The organism is Phaeodactylibacter xiamenensis (assembly GCF_965229835.1).
GTDB lineage: Bacteria > Bacteroidota > Bacteroidia > Chitinophagales > Saprospiraceae > Phaeodactylibacter > Phaeodactylibacter xiamenensis.
Genome location: NZ_OZ245931.1, coordinates 4,221,039 through 4,241,959 on the forward strand (window position 1 = coordinate 4,221,039; position 20,921 = coordinate 4,241,959).

15 protein-coding genes are annotated in these 20,921 nt (G+C 55.2%); 3 read left to right on the plus strand and 12 right to left on the minus strand.

The window, feature by feature from the left end; genetic code table 11:
• The 4 genes from ACO08I_RS16070 to ACO08I_RS16085 form a co-directional block, all read right to left on the minus strand.
• Nucleotides 1–3,168 (minus strand): SusC/RagA family TonB-linked outer membrane protein, encoded by a 3,168-nt coding sequence (locus tag ACO08I_RS16070; protein WP_421946469.1) that lies wholly within the window; start codon nucleotides 3,166–3,168, stop codon nucleotides 1–3.
• 150 nt (nucleotides 3,169–3,318) lie between these two features.
• Entirely contained in the window at nucleotides 3,319–5,637 is a 2,319-nt protein-coding gene (locus ACO08I_RS16075; RefSeq protein WP_421946470.1) for a hypothetical protein, read from the minus strand.
• A 469-nt stretch (nucleotides 5,638–6,106) separates the two neighbouring features.
• Nucleotides 6,107–7,177 (minus strand): hypothetical protein, encoded by a 1,071-nt coding sequence (locus tag ACO08I_RS16080; RefSeq protein ID WP_421946471.1) that lies wholly within the window; start codon nucleotides 7,175–7,177, stop codon nucleotides 6,107–6,109.
• A 26-nt stretch (nucleotides 7,178–7,203) separates the two neighbouring features.
• Complete coding sequence (locus ACO08I_RS16085; RefSeq protein ID WP_421946472.1) at nucleotides 7,204–8,187, minus strand: glucosaminidase domain-containing protein; 984 nt, start codon at nucleotides 8,185–8,187, stop codon at nucleotides 7,204–7,206.
• Between the two features lie 191 nt (nucleotides 8,188–8,378).
• Between ACO08I_RS16085 and ACO08I_RS16090 the strand changes: the two genes are divergently transcribed.
• On the plus strand, nucleotides 8,379–8,957 hold the full coding sequence (locus tag ACO08I_RS16090) for a hypothetical protein (protein ID WP_421946473.1): 579 nt from the start codon (nucleotides 8,379–8,381) through the stop codon (nucleotides 8,955–8,957).
• Here the strand turns inward: ACO08I_RS16090 and ACO08I_RS16095 are convergent.
• A complete protein-coding gene (locus ACO08I_RS16095; protein WP_421946474.1) occupies nucleotides 8,952–9,509 on the minus strand; it encodes a Uma2 family endonuclease in 558 nt (185 codons plus the stop codon). The genes ACO08I_RS16090 and ACO08I_RS16095 overlap by 6 nt on opposite strands.
• 38 nt (nucleotides 9,510–9,547) lie before the next feature.
• A complete protein-coding gene (locus ACO08I_RS16100; protein WP_421946475.1) occupies nucleotides 9,548–11,041 on the minus strand; it encodes an oligosaccharide flippase family protein in 1,494 nt (497 codons plus the stop codon).
• A 95-nt stretch (nucleotides 11,042–11,136) separates the two neighbouring features.
• On the opposite strand from ACO08I_RS16100, the gene ACO08I_RS16105 reads away from it, so the two are divergent.
• On the plus strand, nucleotides 11,137–11,634 hold the full coding sequence (locus ACO08I_RS16105) for a DUF427 domain-containing protein (protein ID WP_421946476.1): 498 nt from the start codon (nucleotides 11,137–11,139) through the stop codon (nucleotides 11,632–11,634).
• Nucleotides 11,635–11,738: 104 nt separating this feature from the next.
• Nucleotides 11,739–14,528 (plus strand): T9SS type A sorting domain-containing protein, encoded by a 2,790-nt coding sequence (locus ACO08I_RS16110; protein WP_421946477.1) that lies wholly within the window; start codon nucleotides 11,739–11,741, stop codon nucleotides 14,526–14,528.
• A 111-nt stretch (nucleotides 14,529–14,639) separates the two neighbouring features.
• Here ACO08I_RS16110 and ACO08I_RS16115 read toward each other — a convergent pair whose 3' ends face one another.
• From ACO08I_RS16115 to ACO08I_RS16140, 6 genes are all read right to left on the minus strand, one after another.
• Nucleotides 14,640–16,580: an aconitate hydratase gene (locus ACO08I_RS16115; protein ID WP_421946478.1), complete on the minus strand. Its 1,941-nt coding sequence runs from the start codon at nucleotides 16,578–16,580 to the stop codon at nucleotides 14,640–14,642.
• A 274-nt stretch (nucleotides 16,581–16,854) separates the two neighbouring features.
• The gene (locus tag ACO08I_RS16120) at nucleotides 16,855–17,049 is read right to left on the minus strand and encodes a UPF0175 family protein (RefSeq protein WP_421946479.1); all 195 of its coding nucleotides are present in this window, start codon (nucleotides 17,047–17,049) and stop codon (nucleotides 16,855–16,857) included.
• Between the two features lie 65 nt (nucleotides 17,050–17,114).
• On the minus strand, nucleotides 17,115–18,659 hold the full coding sequence (locus ACO08I_RS16125; protein WP_282782685.1) for a GH3 family domain-containing protein: 1,545 nt from the start codon (nucleotides 18,657–18,659) through the stop codon (nucleotides 17,115–17,117).
• 42 nt (nucleotides 18,660–18,701) lie between these two features.
• Complete coding sequence (locus ACO08I_RS16130) at nucleotides 18,702–19,115, minus strand: secondary thiamine-phosphate synthase enzyme YjbQ (RefSeq protein ID WP_282782687.1); 414 nt, start codon at nucleotides 19,113–19,115, stop codon at nucleotides 18,702–18,704.
• 11 nt (nucleotides 19,116–19,126) lie between these two features.
• A complete protein-coding gene (locus ACO08I_RS16135) occupies nucleotides 19,127–20,470 on the minus strand; it encodes a TolC family protein (RefSeq protein ID WP_421946480.1) in 1,344 nt (447 codons plus the stop codon).
• 7 nt (nucleotides 20,471–20,477) lie between these two features.
• Nucleotides 20,478–20,891, minus strand: a complete 414-nt coding sequence (locus tag ACO08I_RS16140) for a GtrA family protein (RefSeq protein ID WP_044218153.1) — start codon at nucleotides 20,889–20,891, stop codon at nucleotides 20,478–20,480.
• Between the last annotated feature and the right edge of the window lie 30 nt (nucleotides 20,892–20,921).

Here is a 20,921-nt window from a genome sequence, read left to right on the forward strand (position 1 = left end):
TCAAAACGTTATTTGTGCGCTGAAGCCCAGGTGGCGCCGCAGCGGGTGGTTAAAGAAATCGACGGCAAACAGGGCGGGATTCCCCCCGGGGCTCGCCAGCTGACTACCCGGTGTTCCGGGCTGCCGCCGCTGTAGCGGATTGCCGGCTGTGGTGGTGGTTAAGGCCGGGTGGTAGCCGCTGTAGTCGGTCAGGGTAAACAGATTTCGCCCGATCAGGCTGAAACGGATTTCCTCAAAAATATTCTTCAGAGCAGGCAGGCGCTCCGGTCTGAAAGTGTAACTGATAGCAGCCTCACGGAGCATGAAGTAGGACCCGTCTTCCACAAAATAGGCATTGGGGATCAGATTGTTGGACAAGCCCTCCTCCCCGTAGAAAGTGGCAGGCAGTCCGGAAGAGGCGGCCAGGTCGGCATGACGCTCATTGGCATACATCCACTGTTTGGTATAGTTGTAAATATCCCCGCCCTTGCGCCAGTCGAACAAGGCAAAGAGCTCGAAGCCTGCGTAGGCAAAAGTATGGGCAATGCCAAGCTGAAAGTCGGGGTTAATATCGCCGATGACTTGCTGCACGGGCGCGCCATTCTCGTCTGTAATCAGCAGGGGGACTTCTTCAGGCGTCCCGAGAAGGTCCTGCTGCACGATAAAGCCCTGCTCATTGGTGGTGTAGTCGAAGGGGTTGAAATCGGGATTGTCCGATAAATCATCGGGGGTACGGGCAAAGGCCTGGCCCACCATTATGCCCAGGGGCTGCCCTTCTTCTATGCGAAAGAGACTGGTATTCGCCCAGCCAGGGCCCGTTTCGTAAGCAGGTATGGCAAGGGCGGCTACCCGCTGCTCCACCCGTTGCCCGGTCGCTTGTACGTTCCAGCGCACCTTAGCGCCCGGTATGCGGAACAGCTTTTTGAAATCAATGGTAAGGCTGCCTTCGTAAATATCGGCTTCCACCGTCCCCGCATTGCGCCATTGCCCTTCAAAACCGGCACCCCCGGACAGCTGCTGAAAGAGGATTTGATCTTCGGTCGTGGACTGCACGTAGGTCCCGGAAAGGGTAAATGCCTTAAAAATTGTCATATCAACGCCCACTTCCAGTTCCTGCGTTCGGGCCGGCTGCAGGGCGTCGTTGGCAATGGTTTGCCGGCTCAGGCTGCCGTTGACCAGCTCGTAGGTCTCATACCGCTGCTGATAGGCGGGGCGCACGCCAGCTGTACCCATTGCAGCCCGGAATTTCAGTTCCTGGAAGATTTTCAGGTTGACGTCCTCGCTCATACGGTAGGCGGCACCGATGCGGTAAAAGGCGGGCCAGTCCACACTTTCGCCAAAAAGCGTCGACTGTTCTGCCCGGGCTGCAGCAGTGAACACATAGCGGTCGCGGAAGTCCACATCGGCCTGCGCAAAGCCGCTGTAGGTCGTCATCTCCTCCGCCAGGGAAGAAATATTGGTTTCGGATTGCGGATTATCGAGGGAGCGGTTGCCGCCCACCGCCAGGTTTTCGCCCCTTGCCAGGGAAAAGTCCCGGTCGAGGTCCTCGTACAGCAGCCCCGCCCGGAAGGCGGTATTGAAGCCCAGCCACTCTTTATGCAGCAGGAGGCTGATTGAGGAGGTGAAGTACTGCTGCATGCGTTCGGCATATTCCAGCCCGCCGCCGTTGCTGCCCTGCACGCCCGAGGTCACAAGCGGGCTGAAGCCGACCGGTACGTTCGTGCTCAGGTAGCCTTTGTCGATAAACAATTGGCGCTGTGTGGTGCTGCGGTCGAGGGTGGCAGCGTAGTCGATGTCCAGCCATTTAGCAGCCTCAAAAGTACCTCCAAACATGCCCATCAGCCGGCTGTGGCGCTCCTCAGTCTGTAGTTGTTCCCGCAGGTAAAGCGGATTGGTGATGCGTGCACCGGTATTGTCGATGTCCCAGTCAAAGGAAGTCCCATCTTCTTCGTTACGGGCATCGAGGTCAAACATAGGAGTCATGAGCAGGGTATTGGCAACAGGGTTGTTGGGTGTGGCGCCCAATGCTGCCCCCGCATCGTTCTGACTGCTCACATAGTAGGCGCTGCCCCTCACCTTCAGCCGGTCGCCCGCCTGATGCCCAAGGTTGGCTCGGAAGGCATGCCGGGTGAAGCCTTCGCGGCCAGGGATGACGCCTTCGTCCCGGAAGCGCTGCGCGGAGCCCCGGAAGGAGGTACCGCCTGTCCGCCCGGTCACGGTGAGGGAGTTGGAACGCAGGCTGCGCCGCTCGAACAGATGGCTGCTTTCGTAGTCCTGAAGGTTGGGCAGGGCGTTGGTGAAAGTGTTGGCAGGCAGAGGGCCACCCAGCAGAGGTTGCGGTCCAGCGGGGTTCAGGATTTCCCGGTTGGTAAAACCAAGCGTGGGATAGGCTTCCTGCACGTCACTCACCTGATAATCGGTACGGTAGGTCACCTGGGTTTGCCCATCTGCCAGCTCGTATCCGTTTTTCGTAAAAATCTGTATGACACCATTGCTACCCTGCGCGCCAAAGGCGGCGGCTCCGGCGGCTCCTCTGAGAACTTCCACCTTATCAACATCCTCCGGGTTGATATCCAGGAGATGGGCATCAGCCATGAAAATCCCATCAATCAGAACAAGAGGCTGTTGGGTGCCGGATAGCTGATTGATGCCCCGAAGCTGAATATGGTATGCCTGTCCGGGCTGTCCTCCGGGCTGAAGCAGGCGGAGCCCCGGCACCCGTCCGGCAAGGGCTGAACTCAATCTGTTAGGTCGGTTTTGCTGTAGCGTGGCGTCGTCGAGCAAGGTCCCGCCAAAGGGTAGCAAAGAGACGGCGCGGGACTGCGCCAGCCCGGTGGAAAAAGACACCGCCCCCGCTGCATTGACAGGGCGGAGCAATACATCTACCCGCTTTCGCCCGATCACCGCTATGGACTGCTCCTCGTAGTCGGGGTGCGCAAAAGTAAGGGTGGGCGCTGGGTTGGGATTGAAAAAGTTTTGGTCTACATAGATGATGTAACTCCCGTCCTTTTCTGATTGGGCCGTTTCTGCACTGGTATTGAGGCTCACTTTGACACCCTTAACCGGCTCCCCATTGAGGGATGAGGTGACGGTGCCCCTAACGGCCAGGCGCTGAGCACCCGCTTCAAAAGCAGGCAAAAGGCATAAGAGTAGCAGCATCCCGGCAGGGACGAAGCTTGTTTTTCTCATAATCGTTTGTTTTTCAAGGTTGGGATGGAGCAGCGTTGCTGTTGGGAGGGTATTATCCTGCAACGGGTAAACTCATTACCAATTGCAGGATAATCCTTAGTAGCAGGGCAAAAGCTTTTCGAAAGTTGCGTATTTTTTTTCGAGAAGCCCTTACCGGACTACATTTAGCTCAATGGGGTCACTAAGGGGCGCAGAAAGGCAGCCCCAGTTCTTAGTATCTTTATACACCAGCACCAGGTACTTACCAGCGTGGTAATCGGTAGCTTGTAGTTCAAAGCTTGGCTTGGACTGTAGCTCGGTCGTGCCTGGTGCCAGTTGCCACTCGGTGCTGCCGAAAGGCTGATGGTAGAGCGTAAACTGATGGTCGGGCTCGGTAAAGGCATAGTCGATGGTTACGGTCTCTCCCGCCTGAATCGGATAATCTGCCGTCACTGTTGTTTCCCGCTGATATTTGCAGGGGCGGAATTTGGAAATTGGCAGCTTTGGCTGCAATGGATTACTTTCCATAGCTACCGGCAGGGCAGGAGGGCTCATTCGGTCAGACAGGCCTCCGTTTACGCCGCCTTTACGCTGCGTATCTGAGCTCATTTGTCCTTGTATAGGGTCACTTTTCTGTGGTTTGAACTGATCGTGGTAGTCCAGTACGGCTTCGATGCCATAGATCGGGCCACTGCCCGGTACATAAGCGGCCTTGCGTACACCGTTGGTGGTTTCCACAGCTACCTCGAAGTAGTTGTGACGGGCGGGCAGGTTGTTCAGGATTTCACTCACCTGCGCCCCGGCTTTCTGGCCGGTAACCACAAGGCTGAGCTTTTCCGGTGTGGGGCCGGCCCAAACGGTGTATTTACAGCCTTCTTCCTGACAGCAGCGCGGGCTGAGCCAGCTTAGGTAAAGCGGCCGGTCAGGCTGCGTGGGGCTGTACACCAGCTGCAGGTCCTGAATGGGCGTGCAATTGGGGTCAGTGGCTGTTACGCTAATGGTATTGGCTTGTTCTTCCAGCAGGGCTTCATCGATATACAGGTCATCGTCAGTTCGCTCAATACCTTTGGTGCCGATGGTGCCGCGCATCGGAGCATCCGGTGTTTGGCTATAGCTTTCAGGGGTCGATCCGTAAGCGTTGGGCGCATTTTGCAGGCGGTTCTCCAGATCCGGAATGACACTGCTCCGGTTGGCTGTTGCTGCCTGCTCTTCTGCGCGAATCCAGAAAGTTTCGGCAGCTACCGGGCGGGGCAGGTCGGGCAGTGGCATATAGACTGTAACCCTCAGGGTGTGGATACCGCGTTGTAAGTCTCTTTGATCAAGGTCGAGCTCAAAGGGCATGTCCAAACCAGGATAAAGACTGACCTTGCCCATATTGATATCCCGGTATCCAGGGTGCACATAGGCTACTTCAGCGTAGGGATTGAGGGCAGAGCAGTCAGAATTAGCGGGTAGCTGCAGGCTCCCCCGAATAGTTTTGCCCATAAGCGTTGCTGTACCAGAGACGCCGCAAACCTCCGGGGCATTTACCGGTGCTGCAGGTTGAGTGCGGTAAGGGCTGGAGGTAGGTGCACCATAAGATTGGGCCAAAGGCTGCTGAGCAACGGAATTGCCCACCTGAATCGTCGTACCCAATTCTTTTACCACTGGTAAATTACAATTTTCGCCCCATGCCAGGACCCGGAGCTGATAGTTGTTATCCGGTATGAGGCAAAGTGGCTCGGTACGTGGTGCCACCCCAAGAGCTGCCTGTGGGCGGCCGTCAGCGCGGGTGGGAAACCATTTGCCGTTGCTGGTTTTTACTTCGACCAAAAAGTCCCAGGTCGTGCCCTGGCAATTGGAGCAGGAGACGATGACGGCCGGGCGGTTGAGCCGGTCGCAATAACCTGCAGGGTCTACACGAAGGTTGAGCTGTGGTTCTTTACAGGGTTGCTGTGCCGGGGTGTTGCTATTTTGTGCGGCAGACTGCTGCATTGGCTGAACCGAACGCGCCTGCCAGTCCGGATTAGCCGGCGCAGTCCGCTGTGTTTGGGGCTGTTGCTGTGCTACAGGCTGTGACAGGCTGCCCTCATAGCGGAAATGTTCCCGAACCACAGCAGACTCAAATTTTCTGGGAATAGCAGACTTCACCCGGTAGTCGACACCAATATTGTAAAAGTGACGTGGAGTCAGGCCTGAAATAACGAGGGTGTCCCGCTTTCGGTTGCCAAGTGTCCGCAATCCGCTAACCATCTCTTTGCTTTGCGGGTCCTGCAGGTTACCACCAAGGTCAGTGAGCCATACGGAGGCTTCCACCTCACTGGCTTTACTGTGCGTAAAGTGAAAAACCATTTCGACTTCGCCAGGTACCGAAGTGGGGTTGACCTGCGCGAAAAACCGGGGCTGTTCCTTTTCAAAGAGCCCGTCAAAGATGTCCTGTGCATAGTTGCTTACCGGCCCAAGGAAAAGGGCGGCGATCATGGCCAATGGGTAGATCAATGTTTTATTCATATCGAGTAGCTATAATTAAGGCAAATTAGCGCCTGAAAATCAAAATTGCTTACGACCCGGCCATATGGCCCAGGTCGTTCTCCTTAGAAAAGCCCTGTAAACGACTTATACGCAAAAACGGGCATTTTAGTTTCTCCGGTACCCCACAGGGCACAAGTATGGATGTTCTCAATCTTGATAAGCGCTGCTGTCTTTCAGCAAAGGGAAAGCGTAGCGCCGCCTGATATCCACCGGGTGTCGGGTGGAATTATTTGAATCGTAAGAACCTGGCTTGTTAAGTTGGTTTACTAACTTGAAGTGTTTATCCAGGCTGAAGCACAAATACGGCGTATTGCCATGCTTTTGCGCTTCTAATCAGGTCGTCTAGTGTGGAAACAGGCACAAATATAAGATTTATCCTATATTTATTTTCCTGGAAGTGGCGGAAATTAAAAATATTAACACCATTAGTTCCATAATGGCCGATCCGCTATTTCCTGTGCCCCTTCACATAGCCCTGCTCCCGGAGTTTTTTCTGGTATAGTTCTTCCCGGGCCTGTGCATTGCGCGGGTCGGTGATGTCCAGTTTCTGACCGGCATTCTGATGGCCGCGGTTGATCTTCCGGCCCAGCAGTCCGATATTGCTCTGCATAGTGGCTTCTGTTTCCTGATTGGTCTCTTCAATCAGGGCTTCCATATCATCCTCGCCGATGTACTGGCCACTGCGTAATTTTTTTCGGGCAATTTCTTTAGCTACCTCCTGGCCGACTTCCTCTTCGTAGAAATTGCGCCAGGCCTTGGTACCGGTTTCGGGCGTCTGTTCGGCTTCCGTCTGGCTACGATGACCTTTGTTTTGACGGCGTACAATCTTTGCGGTCACTTCATCAGCGACTTCCTGTACGCGGGAAGCGTCTTCGGGTTGTTGTAGCAAGATTTCGGTCACAGCTTCGTCCTCAGCTTCCAGGTTGAAATGCTGCAGATTGCTCATCAATTGCTGTTCGGAATGGCGGGAGTAGCGGCCAAGGCCCTGCGCCCAGCGCTGACTGTTGGCAGAGTATTTGAAATAGCGGCTCAGGGCGTCCCGGGGCACTTCCTGCTTGAGGCGGGAAAGTGGAGCGGTTACCTTCTCCTGAAAAGCATCCCAGGAATCAATGCGCTGCCCGCGTTTCAGTTCTTCTATGCCGTAAGCCAGAGCGATACCGGCGGGAACACCATTCTCCAGTGCCTGCTTACGGGCCGTAGCCGCAAACTGATCGAGGAAGTTATCAATGTCTGTGGCAGAAAGGCCTTCCCGGTCCGGGGCTGCTGCTTCCCGGGCAGCGGAGCGCCGGTAGCGTTCAGGCGTGCGGGGCGGAGCGTAATTGGCATGCCCTTCTTCTGCCCGTTCGGCAGTGCGGGGCAGCATGCTGCTTTCGTAGGCACTGCCGGCGGGCTTATCCCCCATAATGACTTTGACGCCGGCCCTGTCTAGCGCGCCGATGAGGAGAATAAGGGCGAAGGTGGCCCCCAGTAATTTGAGCAGGCTGCTAAGGCTGCTGTTGTTTCGGTATTGATTACTCATGATGTTGGTGTTGATGCGTGAAAAAATTATTCGAAAGCCTTGAGCAGGGCGAGGTCAAAACGCCACAGCTCATAGGTCTCGATGAGGTAAGTGATTTTTTTATGGTAAGTGGGGCTTGTGGCGTAGCCGGCCATCTTCAGCCCTGCGGCACAGGCGGCGTAGTAAGGGACGCGGGTGTCCCCGTCAAAAAATTCGGCAGCTGCGATACCGGAACGATGGTAAAAAGCTGCTGCCGCCTCCCGGATGTCGTGTTCCTGCCCCGGCGGATAAGCAGCCCAGATCCAGGCGTAGCAACCGGTATGCCCGAAGGTGCAGTCACGCGTGAGCAACTGCGTATGCCGGGCGTAGCTGTCACCAACTGCTTCGTAGGTCTCGAACCGGTCGTAGGTATTATCGTCGTGGAAGCGCCAGGCACCGATGGCCGGGGCTACCGGGATGAATTCATGATTGTGGAGGTCGGCGTAGCGGCGCTCGCGGATTTTTCGGCGGGCCTGGGCGTTGGGGCGGGCTTTGATGCCAAAGTGGTTGTTGGTATTTCGCGCCAACCCGGATTGACCGGCCCGGGATTCCAGCAGTGCCTGTGCCAGTTTGACGCTTGCGGGTACCTGGTGCAGCAGCATATCGCGCAAGGCGCTTTCCGCATGTTGGTCGATATACTGAGTAAAGACTTCCGCCTGCCGCATTTTGGATTTGGAGAAGCGCAGCTTGTGCAGGATATCATCCGCATTCCAGGCGCGGGCGAGTTGGGGTAGTTGTCCGCTTAAATCCCCACCAACCGCCTGGAAGTCGCCCGTTTCGTACCGTTCCAGCGCCAGTCCGGAGAGCCCGCCTATCGCTTGCAGCCCCTGCCGGTAGTTGCCGGTGATTTCCCGGATAACGGGAAGTTCTGATACCTCGTCCCAGCGGTTCTGATAGACATACAACCCTGTAATCACAGCTCCGACGAAGAGCAGAGTGAGCATAATACCGTGCGTGATTTCAAATATCCCGGCCAGGAACTGACGGAGCATAGGCTTTTTGATTGTGGGCGCAAAGATACTTTAGTAGGAGCGGACTACCAATTGTTTAACAACTGGCAAGGGGGTAATTCGCTGATAAACAGGTTGTTTAACGGAAGCAGGCGATAAGTGTTGCACAGAAGAGCTGGATATAGTTTGAAATAGAGTATACGTATCTTGCGTTCTTTTGAAAAGCAATCAGAATGAAGCGTCTTCAGATCCTCTTTTTTATAATCAGCATCCCCTTTGCTCTCTCCGCCCAAACGCCCCTCACCAAGCCCCTCGTCGATACCGCTGCCCTCACCGGCATGGCCACCCGCTGGAACGACAGCTTTGCCGAGTGGGATATCTTTACTACCGAAACGGAGAGCCGGGGCGAATTGCGCCTGACGTCCGTGGCACAGGACGACTGGAGCCGCTGGCAGTACCGCATCGGGGAGGGCGTAGGCACCATCCGGCAAAAGTGGCCCGACAACCCCAACGAGTGGGAAGCCCGGGGCGATAATGCCATCGCTACGGCAAGGACCATTTTTCGCAACAACTTTCGGGAATGGCGGGTCACCGATGGCACGCACACCGTCACCCTGCGCACCCGCTATCAGAACCTGGCGGAGGACTGGGCGATCGGGAGCGAACGCCACGGCTGGTTTGAGATGTACACCGCCTACGAAGGGGACCTGCGGGACTGGATCGTGGTGGATGAACTGTCTGATGAAGTACCTCTGCCGATGCGGATGTTGCTGGGGTTCCTGGTAGTGTACCACAGTACGCCGAAGTTATAGTTCCACACCGCTGTAGATGGCTTCCATGCTCAGGCTGCCGTTGATGGCGCCAAGCGCTACTTCCTGTTCGAGCCCGCTGAAGACCACAATCTGCCACAAGTCTCCTTTTCGCCGGTACACTTCCACTGTATACGATTGGCTGTCAATCAATACATACTCCTGAAGGGAATCCAATTGGCGATACCGGTGAAATTTCCCGCCCCGGTCGTAACTTTCAGTGGAAGGCGATAACACCTCTGCAATTAGGATGGGGTTGGCAATGGCTTCTGCGGGCTCTGATACCGTATTTAGGGGCGGGCAGGCAATGGAGGCATCGGGGTAAACGTAGGTGTTGATGGCTTGGATGTGGATACGCACTTCACTATTGAAAGCCTGACAATCATTTGTTCCTTTAGTAAGGGCTGATCTTAATTCTGCAAAGATGTTACCGCAGATGATACCATGATGAAGACTTCCACCGGCAAGGGCGTAGACTTCACCATTGTAAAACTCCAGCCTCTCAGGCGCTTGCTCATCAAGGGCCAGGTAATCGGGAAAGGATACGGTTGTCAATTTACGAGCTTCTGTTCAGTCAAAATACACCTATTCTCTCACTTTCGCAACTGTCGTACTAATCGCCGGAGCCCTTGCCGTTCCAACACTGCAAGGAAGGACAAATAGCCCAGCAATAAAACCGTATTCAGCGCCAGCCCGGCAGCAAAGCCTGGTGTGTAGGACTTTTGCAACAGCAAGCTTAGCGCGTAGGTGGCGATTGCGCCCAGTATGTACAGCGCCATTCGGCCTACCGGATAGTGGATGGGGTAATACCGCTGCCCGGTGAGGTAACTGGCAGCCGCCATGAAGCTGTAGCAGGCCAGCGCGGCAAGCCCCGGTGCCAGGTAGCCATACCGGGGGATGAGCCAGACATTCAGCCCGATGGTGATCACAGAACCGGCAGTGGCAATATACCCGCCGATAATGGTCCGGTCCGCGAGTTTGTACCAGATGCTGAAGTTGTAGTAGAGCCCGAGAAAAAGGTAGGCCATCAGCAGGAATGGCACTACAGCGAGACCGCCACGTAGGTCAGCTCCGAGGTAGTACTGAATGACATCCATATACAGCATAATGCCCACAAAGGCCAGGCAGCCCACGAGGGTGAAGCCCTGCCCCACCTGCGCATAGAGCGTACTCTTGTCTTCCCGGGCGGCATTGCGGAAGAAGAAAGGCTCGGCGGCGTAGTTGAAGGCCTGGGTGAAGAGGTTCATCAGCACGGCCAGTTTGGCGGCAGCCCCATACAGGCCGACCTGAGCGATATTGTAGTCCAGGTCATCAGAAGCCAGTTCCTTCAGCAGGGGGATGCCCACAAACTGATTGACAATACCGGCGACGCCCACCACGATGAGCGGGGCAGCGTACCGGAGCATCCGCTTCCAAAGACCGGCTTCAAAGGTCCATTGTGCCTTAAGCAGCAAGGGCGCCAAAAAAAGCAGGACCGACCCGCTGGCCAGCAGGTTGGACAGGAAGACGTAGCCGATTTCCCGCTCAGGATTGTACAGCCAGCCAGCCCATTCGTACCCTTGCTCCAGGAGCCAGGGGCAGATTTTGAGGAAGAAAAAAATGAAGAAAATATTCACGAGGATATTCAGCGTCTTGATCACCGCAAAGCGGATGGGACGGTTTTCCAGGCGCAGGCGCGCAAAGGGAATGGCTGCCAGGGCATCAAAAGCAATGATGAGCGCAAACCAGCGGACGTATTCCGGGCGGTCGGGGTAGTGCAGCCAACGGGCAATTTCGGGGGCAAAGGCCAGGAAAAGCAACGTCAGCACCGCCGTGGAAGCCAACAGGCTGATGGCAGCCGTGGAAAAGCTGCGCTCCATATCCGATTCCTTGCTGCCAAATCGGAAGAAAGCCGTCTCCATCCGGTAGGTGTAAATGACAAGGAGAAGGGCAGCCCAGGCGTAGAGGTCCGTCACCACACCGTATTCCTGCGTCGTGAAGTAGTACGTCAGGAAGGGCGTCAGGATGACGAAGTGCAGCAAGCGGCTCAGAATGCTGCTCGTACCGTAGATGGCGGTCTCACCTGCCAGTTTTTTGAGTAGGGACACGGGCGACGGCTTATGATGATGCCTGCAAAGCTAGTGATTTTCATGGGATGATCATGCGATGGCCAACCAACTGTTGTTTTTCCCGTTTCAAGCGTATGAATAAGAAACGCATACCACCCAAATCCGGTCAGGAAAGCGTCTGGGACTACCCCCGGCCGCCTAAGTTGGAACCGGTCTCCGCTCACATCACCATCAAACACCAGGGCGAGGTCGTCGCCTCCACTAACCGGGCTTACCGGGTGCTGGAAACCAGCCATCCGCCAGTGTATTACCTGCCGCCGGAAGATATTAAAGAAGGGGTGCTGAAACAATCTCCGAAGTTTCAAACCCACTGCGAGTTCAAAGGCAAAGCGCGGTACTGGGACCTAAAGATTGGCGAAAGCAGCATTCAGCAGGTGGCCTGGAGCTATCCGGATCCCCGGCCGGCTTTTGCGCCCATCAAAGGCTACCTGGCTTTCTACCCCAGCAAAGTAGACGAATGCTACGTTGGCGATGAGCGGGTGCAGGCACAGGAAGGCGACTTCTACGGCGGGTGGATTACTTCCAAAATTGTAGGCCCGTTCAAAGGCGGCCCCGGCACCTGGGGCTGGTAGTGCCCAACAAAAAATACCCGCCCGGCCATCACCTCTATGAATTCCTATAGAAAAGGCAGCGCAGCAGGCGGTATCTTTGGCGTCTAATCATTCCCCAAGAACTGATGAAGACACTATTGAGCACCGTTTTTTGCCTGATCGTTTTGTCGGCCTCCGCCCAGCTGACCCTGGAGCGCGATATCAATCAGGAGCCTGCCAGCTCGGACCCCCGCGACTTTGCAGAACTCGAAGGCAAGATTTACTTTACCGCTGACGATGGGCAGTTTGGCCGGGAGCTACACCGGTATGATCCTGCCAACGGTACCGCCGCACTCGTTGCGGACATCAATCCGCTGGACGCCAGCAGCAGCATCACGCAATTACTGCCCTACGACGGGCGGCTCTACTTCGGGGCTCGCTTCAGTGCAGGGATCACCACTCTTCATGCATACGATCCGGCGACGGGCTCGCTGGGGCGGGTATTCGACTCTATGAACAACAGTATCAGGAACCCCACGAGCCTTATGGTGCATGAGGGGTGGCTGTACCTGTCCTTTGAAGACCCCGTGGCAGGTATCGAGGTGGGGCGCTATAATTTGGAGACGCAGGAAATGGAGCTGTACGATCTGAACCCGGACGGCAACAGTAACCCCAACTTCTTTACGGTAGTGGGCGATAAGATTTGGTTTGCAGCCAATGACGGCAGCAGTGACAGCCGGTTGTGGCAGCTCGATCCGGCGGACGGGACCGTAGAAAACGTAGCCTACGACAGCCCGAACGGCCTTTACCCCAGCATTAATATACTGACCTATATGGACGGGCGTTTCTTTTTCCGGGGTTTTACGCAGAGCACGGGCGAAGAGTTTTGGGCGTACGATATTGCGACCAACAGCCTTTTGGACCTGCCGGAAGTTTATCCGGGGATCGCCAGCAGCAGCCCGTTTGGTTTGACCGCCTTTGAGGGAGACCTCTATTTCTCTGCCCGAGATGTTATCGTGGGCACCGAGCTGCGCCGTTTCAACACTCAAACCAATCAGATCGAGTTGGTGGCCGACCTCAACCCAGATGGCAATGCCTCACCAGCCACGCTTACTGTATTCGATGGTCAGCTGTACTTTGTGGCAGAGCAGAGCCTCAGCAGCCGCGGTTTGTATGCCTACGATAAGGCTACCGACATGGTGTCAGAAATCGTTCAATTGGATGGTGACGGTGCGCCGACATACCTGACCATCGAGTACAATACCGGCACGGCCCTTTACCTCTCCGGGCTGCACCCCGAAGTGGGGGATGAGTTGCTTACCTACACGGCCGGGGCCACAACGGTGTCCGTAGCTGCCGATATCAACACCACCACCATCGGCTCCGACCCCTATGGCTTTACGGCTTACAACGGTAAACTGTATTTCGGTGCAGATGAGGCCAACAGCGGGCGGGAGATTTGGGTGTACAACCCGGCGAGCGGTGCCACCGAGCTTCTTTCCGATACCCCGGGCAGCCTACGGCCCGATAATTTTGCAGTACAGGCTGGGAAGCTCTATTTTTCGGGCATTCACCCCGACAGCGGATACGGGCTGTTGAGCTATGACGATGCCACCGGTCAGATTGCAGCCACTGCCTTTTCCACCCCCAGCCATACGGGGCATATCACGGATGTAGTCGCCTACGACGGGCGGGTGTTTTTTAAAGCTTACAACGAGGAACTAGGCGATGAACTTCACGCTTACGACCCGGCAACCAATACTTTCGAAGTCATAGCCGACCTCTACCCCGGCGAAGAAGATGCCAGCCCGGAAGGGCTGATCGTTTGTGCGGGTGCGCTCTACTTTCGGGCAGAGGATGGCGTGTCGGGCTACGAACTATGGCGCTACCAAAGCGATACGGATGCCGTGGAGCTTGTTGCCGATATCCGGCCAGGGTCTCCTGATGGGAGCCCGGAAGACATCGTTGAAAAGGATGGGGTGCTCTACTTTCGGGCCAATCATCCGGACGCCGGCTTCGAACTGTTCCGTTACGATCCGGCAACAGATGAGGTAGCGCTGCTTACGGATGTTAGCGGGAGTTTGTACCCCGAGTACATCACTTTTTATCAGGACAAGATTTACTTCTCCGGACGCCTCAGCAGCAGTCAGGGTACAGAGCTGCTCGTGTTCGACCCGGCAACGGGCGAGGTGAACATCACTCAGGACATCACCTCCGGCTCAAGCAATCCCAGAGATTTGGTCGTCTTCAATGATAAGCTGTATTGCTCCGCTTATACGGAGGAGTACGGGCGCGAATTTTGGGAATACGATGCCGCTGACAGTACCTTCGCAATTATTGCCGACATACGGCCGGGGGTACGCGATGGTGATCCTACCTCACTTACGCTTTTCAACGACAAGCTCTACTTCGCCGCAAATGACGGGCTGCGCGGGAGTGAAATCTGGAGCCTCGCGGCCTGCCTCAACATCGTAGTGGATGCTCTGCCGCAGGTGGACGACACCCTGGGCGGCATTGATCTGATCGTAACCGGTGGGTTACCCCCCTACACCTTTGATTGGAGCACAGGGGCCACCACGGAAGACCTCCCAGACCTGCCAGCCGGTACTTACACGGTGACGGTTACGGATGCTTCGGGTTGTTTATCGGAAGTTACGGCAGAAATAGATTTTCTGAGCAGTACGACTGAAATGGGGCATATGCCTGACTTTCAGCTTTTCCCAAATCCGGGAGAGGGCACCTTTGAGCTGCGCTTTGAGGAAGCTGGTCAGGTCTCCCTGTTTAATCAGAACGGGCAATTGTTGCACGATGAACACCTGCCCGGCAGCACAGGCAGCCACACACTCCATCTGCACCACCTGCCAGCAGGGCTTTACTATTTGTCAGTACGCACCCGGTATGGCATTCAAATGAAGAAATTGGTTATTGCAAGATAAGGAGGGTAGCGGGCGTGGAAGAAGATTACTGCTAACAGTCGGTTCCATGCCCGTCCTCTCTTTTTGGCTAATTATACGTTGCCGGGCTTAAAAGAAGGCTCCTGCACCCTGTTATTCTTTGAAGTGATTGATAATCCCACCCTTCAGCAAGACCTCCACCTGACGCCCACTCAGGCTATGCCGGCAGGCGATATCCGTATTTTTCGTGAGGTTGCGGATGTGTATGTCATCGCCTGACTGAATCGACTCACGGGCAGAAGTTACGGCGAGCATGTCTCCCCGCCCGATTTTTTCGTAGTCTTCAGGATTGATAAATTCCAGCGGAAGAATGCCGAAGTTGACCAGGTTCTGCCAGCCAATCCGGGCATAACTTTTAGCAATTACCGCCAGCTGCCCCAGGTATTTAGGTGCGAGTGCAGCATGCTCCCGGCTGGAGCCCTGTGCATAATTCTCACCGGCTACCACGATGTGCCCCGGATGGGCAGCCTGGGCATCTTTTGCCCGTTCATAAAAAGAGTCATCAATTACGATATAGCTGTACTTGCTAATCTCCGGGATATTGCTCCGCAAGGGCAGCACTTCTGCTCCGGCTTTTAGGATTTCATCGGTGGAAATATTGTCGTCCATTTTCAGCAGCACGGGCGCATCGTAGGCATTCGGGTAGGGGTCGAAGGTGGGCAGGGACTTGATGTTGGGCCCTTTGACCAAATCGGTACCCTGTCCGTTTTGGGAGGGAGGGACCAGCATCTGCTCGTTGATGATCTGCTGATCCGGAGCTTTATATTTCGGATAAGTAATCCCCAAATCTTTTTCCAGGTCTCTGGGGTCGGTGATCTTGCCTGTCAGTGCGGCAGCGGCGGCCGTCTCCGGACTACAGAGGTACACCTGGTCATCTAGGGTGCCCGATCGGCCCGGAAAGTTGCGGGGCATGGTCCTCAGGCTGATTTTCCCGCTGGCTGGTGCCTGCCCCATCCCGATACAGCCCATACAGCCCGACTGATGAAAACGGGCGCCGGCGTGCAGGAGGTTGAAGAAACCATCGGTGCGAGACAGGTTCTCCGTAAGTTGTCGGGAAGTAGGGTTGATATCAAAAGACACATCGGGATGCGCCATACGGCCTTTTACAATTTCGGAAACCACCCAGAAGTCGCGTAGCCCCGGATTAGCACTCGAACCAATCACCACCTGATGTACCGACTGACCAGCCACTTCCCGTACCGGCACTACATTGCCCGGGCTGCTGGGCTTGGCGATCAGGGGTTCCAGTTCGGAAAGGTCAATGACCTCATGGGCATCGTACCTGGCATCTGCATCGGCTTTCAGCTCCGAGAAGTCCTCCTCCCGGCCCTGCGCACGCAGAAAACGCTTGATCTCTTCATCCGCCGGAAAAACAGAAGTCGTAGCCCCCAACTCTGTACCCATATTGGCGATGACATGGCGATCCATAGCCGAGAGGGATTTCAGTCCTTCTCCATAGTATTCCAGGATGTAGCCCACGCCCCCTTTGACATCGTAGCGGCGCAGCATTTCCAGGATTACATCTTTGGCGCTCACCCAGTCCGGCAACTGCCCTTTGAGCTCCACGCCCATCACCTTTGGCATTTTGACGAAGTAAGGCTTGCCTGCCACAGCTGCCGCTACGTCCAGCCCTCCGGTACCGATGGCCAGCATGCCCAGGGCGCCGGCGGCCGGCGTATGGCTGTCCGAGCCTACCATGGTTTTGCCAGGTTTGCCGAAGCGTTCCATGTGCACCGGGTGGCTAACCCCATTGCCGGGCCGGCTAAACCAGTAACCGTATTTTTCAGCAGCGGATTGCAGAAAGAGATGGTCATCGGCATTTTTGTGGTCGCCCTGCAGCAGGTTGTGGTCCACGTACTGTACAGCAACCTCGGTTTGGGCTTTGTCGAGCCCCATGGCTTCCAGTTCCAGCATCACGAGCGTGCCTGTGGCATCCTGTTGTAGTGCCTGGTCGATTTTCAGGCCAATTTCCGTACCGGGTTTCATTTCACCTTCAACGAGGTGGGCATCAATCAGTTTTTGCGCGACATTCATAGGAGCGTTGGTTTTGGTGCGCCTTTTGAACGAATCTGCCGGGTAGAGGTTCGAGTGCAGGGTGCAGGCAGGCAGGGCATGCACCGTTTTGGGGCTTGCAGGAACAGTACCTCCTTCGCCTGAGTGCCGTTTTCATTGTCCGAAGCAGGGAGCAATAGCAGGTTTGGGGAAGACAGCAACCGCTAAACCGTAATAAAAAGAGCGTTGACCTTATTTTACTTGTTTAGCTTTTGTTTGTAAGCCTCCATCGCTTTCAAATCATCCATTAAATCCTCTACCTCATATTGATATTGATGTTCCTTTTGGACAGCTCTTTCTGGAAGGTTATTTGGTCAATACTGGCAAAATTGCGGGCTTGTCCCATAGTCATTTTGCCCAGGTCGTAAAAATGAGTAGCCATCTCAATTAGGAATTCTTGTGAAGTCATGTTGAGCTCCTGAAGCATTTTTGAGGAAATTTGTATACCCATACTATTGAAAATTAAGCTTTCAGAATACATGAATAACACATGCTGCAGTCTTGTAATTCCCGATATTAACCCCCACCCTCCTGCCGCAGACTCCGGTGCACAAAAGCCGACCACTCCGCAAAGCGCTTGCCCTTCATTACGCGGGGGAATTTGTTCTGCCCGCCAAGCTTACCCTTAGCCGCCTGCCAGTCGTAGAAGCGCTGAATAGGCAGGATTTCCACCCTGATCCCGAGCAGACTGTCCCGCTCTGTTTTGTAATCATCATTGACCTGCTTCAGGGCCTCGTCGAGCAGGCGGGTGACCTGTTCCTTATCCACCTCCCGCTCTGTGCCAATGTACCAATGGTGCAAAAACCGGTTGCCTTCCTGCACGGGGGCCACCGTAAACTCCCGCACGCTCAGGTCGAGGGCTTCTTCCACAGCTTGTATGCCCTGATTCATATTATCTACCGAAAGGTGCTCTCCGCAGATGCTGAGGAAGTGCTTGGTCCGCCCGCTGATGATGATCTCAGGCTTGCCTGCTTCCGGAAAGCGTACGGTATCCCCAATGAGGTAACGCCAGGCGCCGGCACAGGTGGTAAGGAGGAGGGCATAATCTACCCCGGGCTCCACTTCTGCAATAGTCAGGGTTTGTGGGTTGCCCAGTAGTTGGCCATCTTCGTCGAAGTTGCTACTGTTGAAGGGGATAAACTCAAAGAAGATGCCGTTGTGCAGCAACAAGCGCATGGCATTGGTCTCAGGCCGTTGTTGATAGGCGATAAAGCCCTCGCTGGCCAGGTAGGAGTCCATGTAGATGAGCGGACGGTCGAGCAGGCGCTCAAAGCCCTTTTTCAGCGGCTCAAAAGCAATGCCGCCGTGGACACAGACTTCCAGGTTAGGCCAGATATCGTGGATGGTATCCAATTGATGGTCCTCAATAATGCGCTCCATCATGAGCTGTAGCCAGGAAGGAATGCCCACGAGAAAGCCGATATCCCAGTCCGGTGCATGGCGGGAGATCTCCGCAATCTTCTCATCCCAGCTTTTGATGCGTGATATTTTGCCCCCCGGTTTGTAGTAAGGGCGCAACCAAAACGGCGGCTGACTGGCATTGATGCCGCTGAGGTCGCCCCGGAAGTAACCGCCCTGATTGTCCAGGTCGCTGCTGCCGCCCAGCATCAGCATAGGCTTGGTGAATAGGTCAGGGTCAACATCAAAGTTGGTCAGGGCGAAGAACATCCGGAGGCCGGCGTGCTTCATGGACCGGCGCATGTCGTCCGTGACCGGAATGTGCTTGCTTGGTGCCCCGGAGGTGCCGGAACTGAGTGCAAAGTGCGTCACCTTGCCCGGCCAGCTTACATCTTCCACCTCGCGCAAGGCCATATGCCACCATTGCTCGTACATGGTATCGTAATCAAAAATGGGCACCTTTTCCCGAAAGGTGTCAATGCAGTGCTCGTCCTGCAGAATATCTTTGAAATCGTAATACTGCCCGAAGGCAGTGCCCTGAGCCTGCTTCAGCAGGCGGCGCAGGGTCCGCCTTTGCAATTGGATGGGCGCGGCGCGGCGCCGTTTCTGCAATTGTTCGCCTACAGTAAGACTACGCTTGATGAGTTTTCCGAAAAAAGCCATGGACGTTTCGAGTTTTGGGGTTGTAAACTACGAAAAAACCAGCTATCCATAAACTGTAGCCACCAGCTTCCGGCTACCCCCTTGATTCCTAAACTCACAAAGGTAGACCCCCTGCCAGGTGCCCAGGTTGAGCCGGCCTTTGGTAATTGGAATGGTAATAGAGGAGCCGATCATCGCTGCTTTGATGTGGGCAGGCATGTCATCGGGGCCCTCAATGGTATGGGTGAGGAAGGGGAGGTTTTCCGGCACCACGTGGTTGAAGATGCTTTCGAAGTCCGTACGCACGTCCGGATCGGCATTCTCATTGATAGTCAGGGCAGCGGAAGTGTGTTTGATAAACAGGTGGAGCATGCCGCGGTCGGGCAGGGCGCCTTTCAATTGCCGCTGCACTTCGGCAGTGATGATGTGGTAGCCCCGCTCGAAAGCAGGCAGGGCGAATTCGTATTGTTGTACCATGCTGTAAAGTTTTATCGCACCAGCCCCCCAATCAGTCGGATCAGCTCCGTCTCCGTGTTTTTGAGGTTGAAGACCGCATTGAGGCGCTGCTGGGAAGCATTGATGTAACTCACCTGTATAGTACGATAATCGAAGCTGTTAATCAAGCCCCCCCGGAAGCGCTCCTCGGCAATTTCCAGGTTGCGGCGGGCATTGCTCACCAGGCTTGTGGTTACTTCCACCAGGCGCTTTTGGGCGTTGTAGGTCGCAAGGGTGTTGGCCAACTGGTTATTGAGGGTGCGCTTGAGGTCGCTGATGTTGAGCTGAGCGATGAGCTCCTCCTTGCGGGCATTCTCCAACCGGATTTTACGGGCCCCACCATCGTAGATCGGGTAGGAAGCCGAGAGGTTAATGAAGGGCTGAAATGTCCGGGCTGCAATCTGGGGGATTTCCTGAATGGTCTCATTCGGGCCGAAGCTCAGGGTTTGCTCGCCAAAGGAAATCCCAACGTTATAGGTAGCTCCGGCGCTGACCTGTACGGTGGGTTTAAAAGCCGCTTCCTGCAGGCGGGTGTTGATGGACGACAGCTCCCGGTTGATGTACTCGTTGCGCAGCTCCACGTTGTTGCTTTCCATCTCCTGCTGCAGGTCGGCCAGCTGATAGTCTTCAGCTGCGTAGGAAAGGGTGTCGGTGAGGGTATAGGAAGTGCCCATATCGTCGATGCCCATCGCCAGGTTAAGGTTGCGGATGGCGGTTTCGTAGGTGTTGATCTGCAGCACGTAGTTGGTGGAATCGTTGAGGTAAGCGTCTTGCGTCTGCAGGATATCGAAGGTGCTCGACTGCCCGAATTCCTGCCGCACTTCCTGATAGGCGACGCGGTCGCGGGAAAGCTCCAGGACTTCCTGTAGCACGTCCAGTTGTTCCTGTTGCACCAGGGCGTTGTAGTAGGCATTGATGATGGCCTGAATACTGTTTTGCACGGCCAGCTGCTGATTGCTCTGGCTCAGCTCCGCCTGTGTTTCCAGTTGCTCTTTAGTGATCTGCACCCGGTAGCCATCAAAGAGGATCATGCTGGCCTCTATGCCCGGTGTGATGCCGGTGTTGTAGGTGTTGGCAGCCGTCAGCGGGCCCGCCGGGTTGCTGAGGTTGCGGTAGTTGTTTTGAGAATTGGCCGTCAGGTTGATGGTCGGGACTTTCCCGGCGATGGCCCAGTCGTCATTACGCTCCGCAATATCAGTGCGAGCTTCCGCAATTTTGATCTGGAAGTTGTTCTCCAGCCCCTTTTGGATGGCATCGGACAAGCTAAGGTTTTCCTGTGCCTTTCCCGTAAGGGCAAAAAGCAGCAGTGCGGGCAGTAGTGCGAGTTGTACTTTCATATTTGGCTTATATAAACTTGCGTTCAAAGACATATCGCTTGAGGTAAAAGTTGTAAAAGAATACAATGCCCGTAGCGATCAGCTTGGTTAGGGCCTGGTATTCCATAAAAAAGGCAAACCGGGTCAATGCATAAACAATCCCAGTGTTGATACTGAGCCCCACCACGGAGACCAGGACCGAGAGCAAAAAAGCCCGGCGGGCCGAGCCCTGCAGCTGAAATACGAAGCGCTTTTGCATCATAAAATTCAGCACAACGGCACAGGAATAGGACACGATATTGGCCGGCACCGGCGCCCAGTCCTGATAATCCACGAGCCAGAGGTAGAGCAGGAAGTCCACCGAGGTGGCCACTGCGCCCGACATGGCAAATTTGGCTTTCATTTTCACCAGCTGCGCCAGCGTTTCCTTGTTCAGCCCCATGGGTTCTCCTTTTGGCGGCAAAGGTAGCCT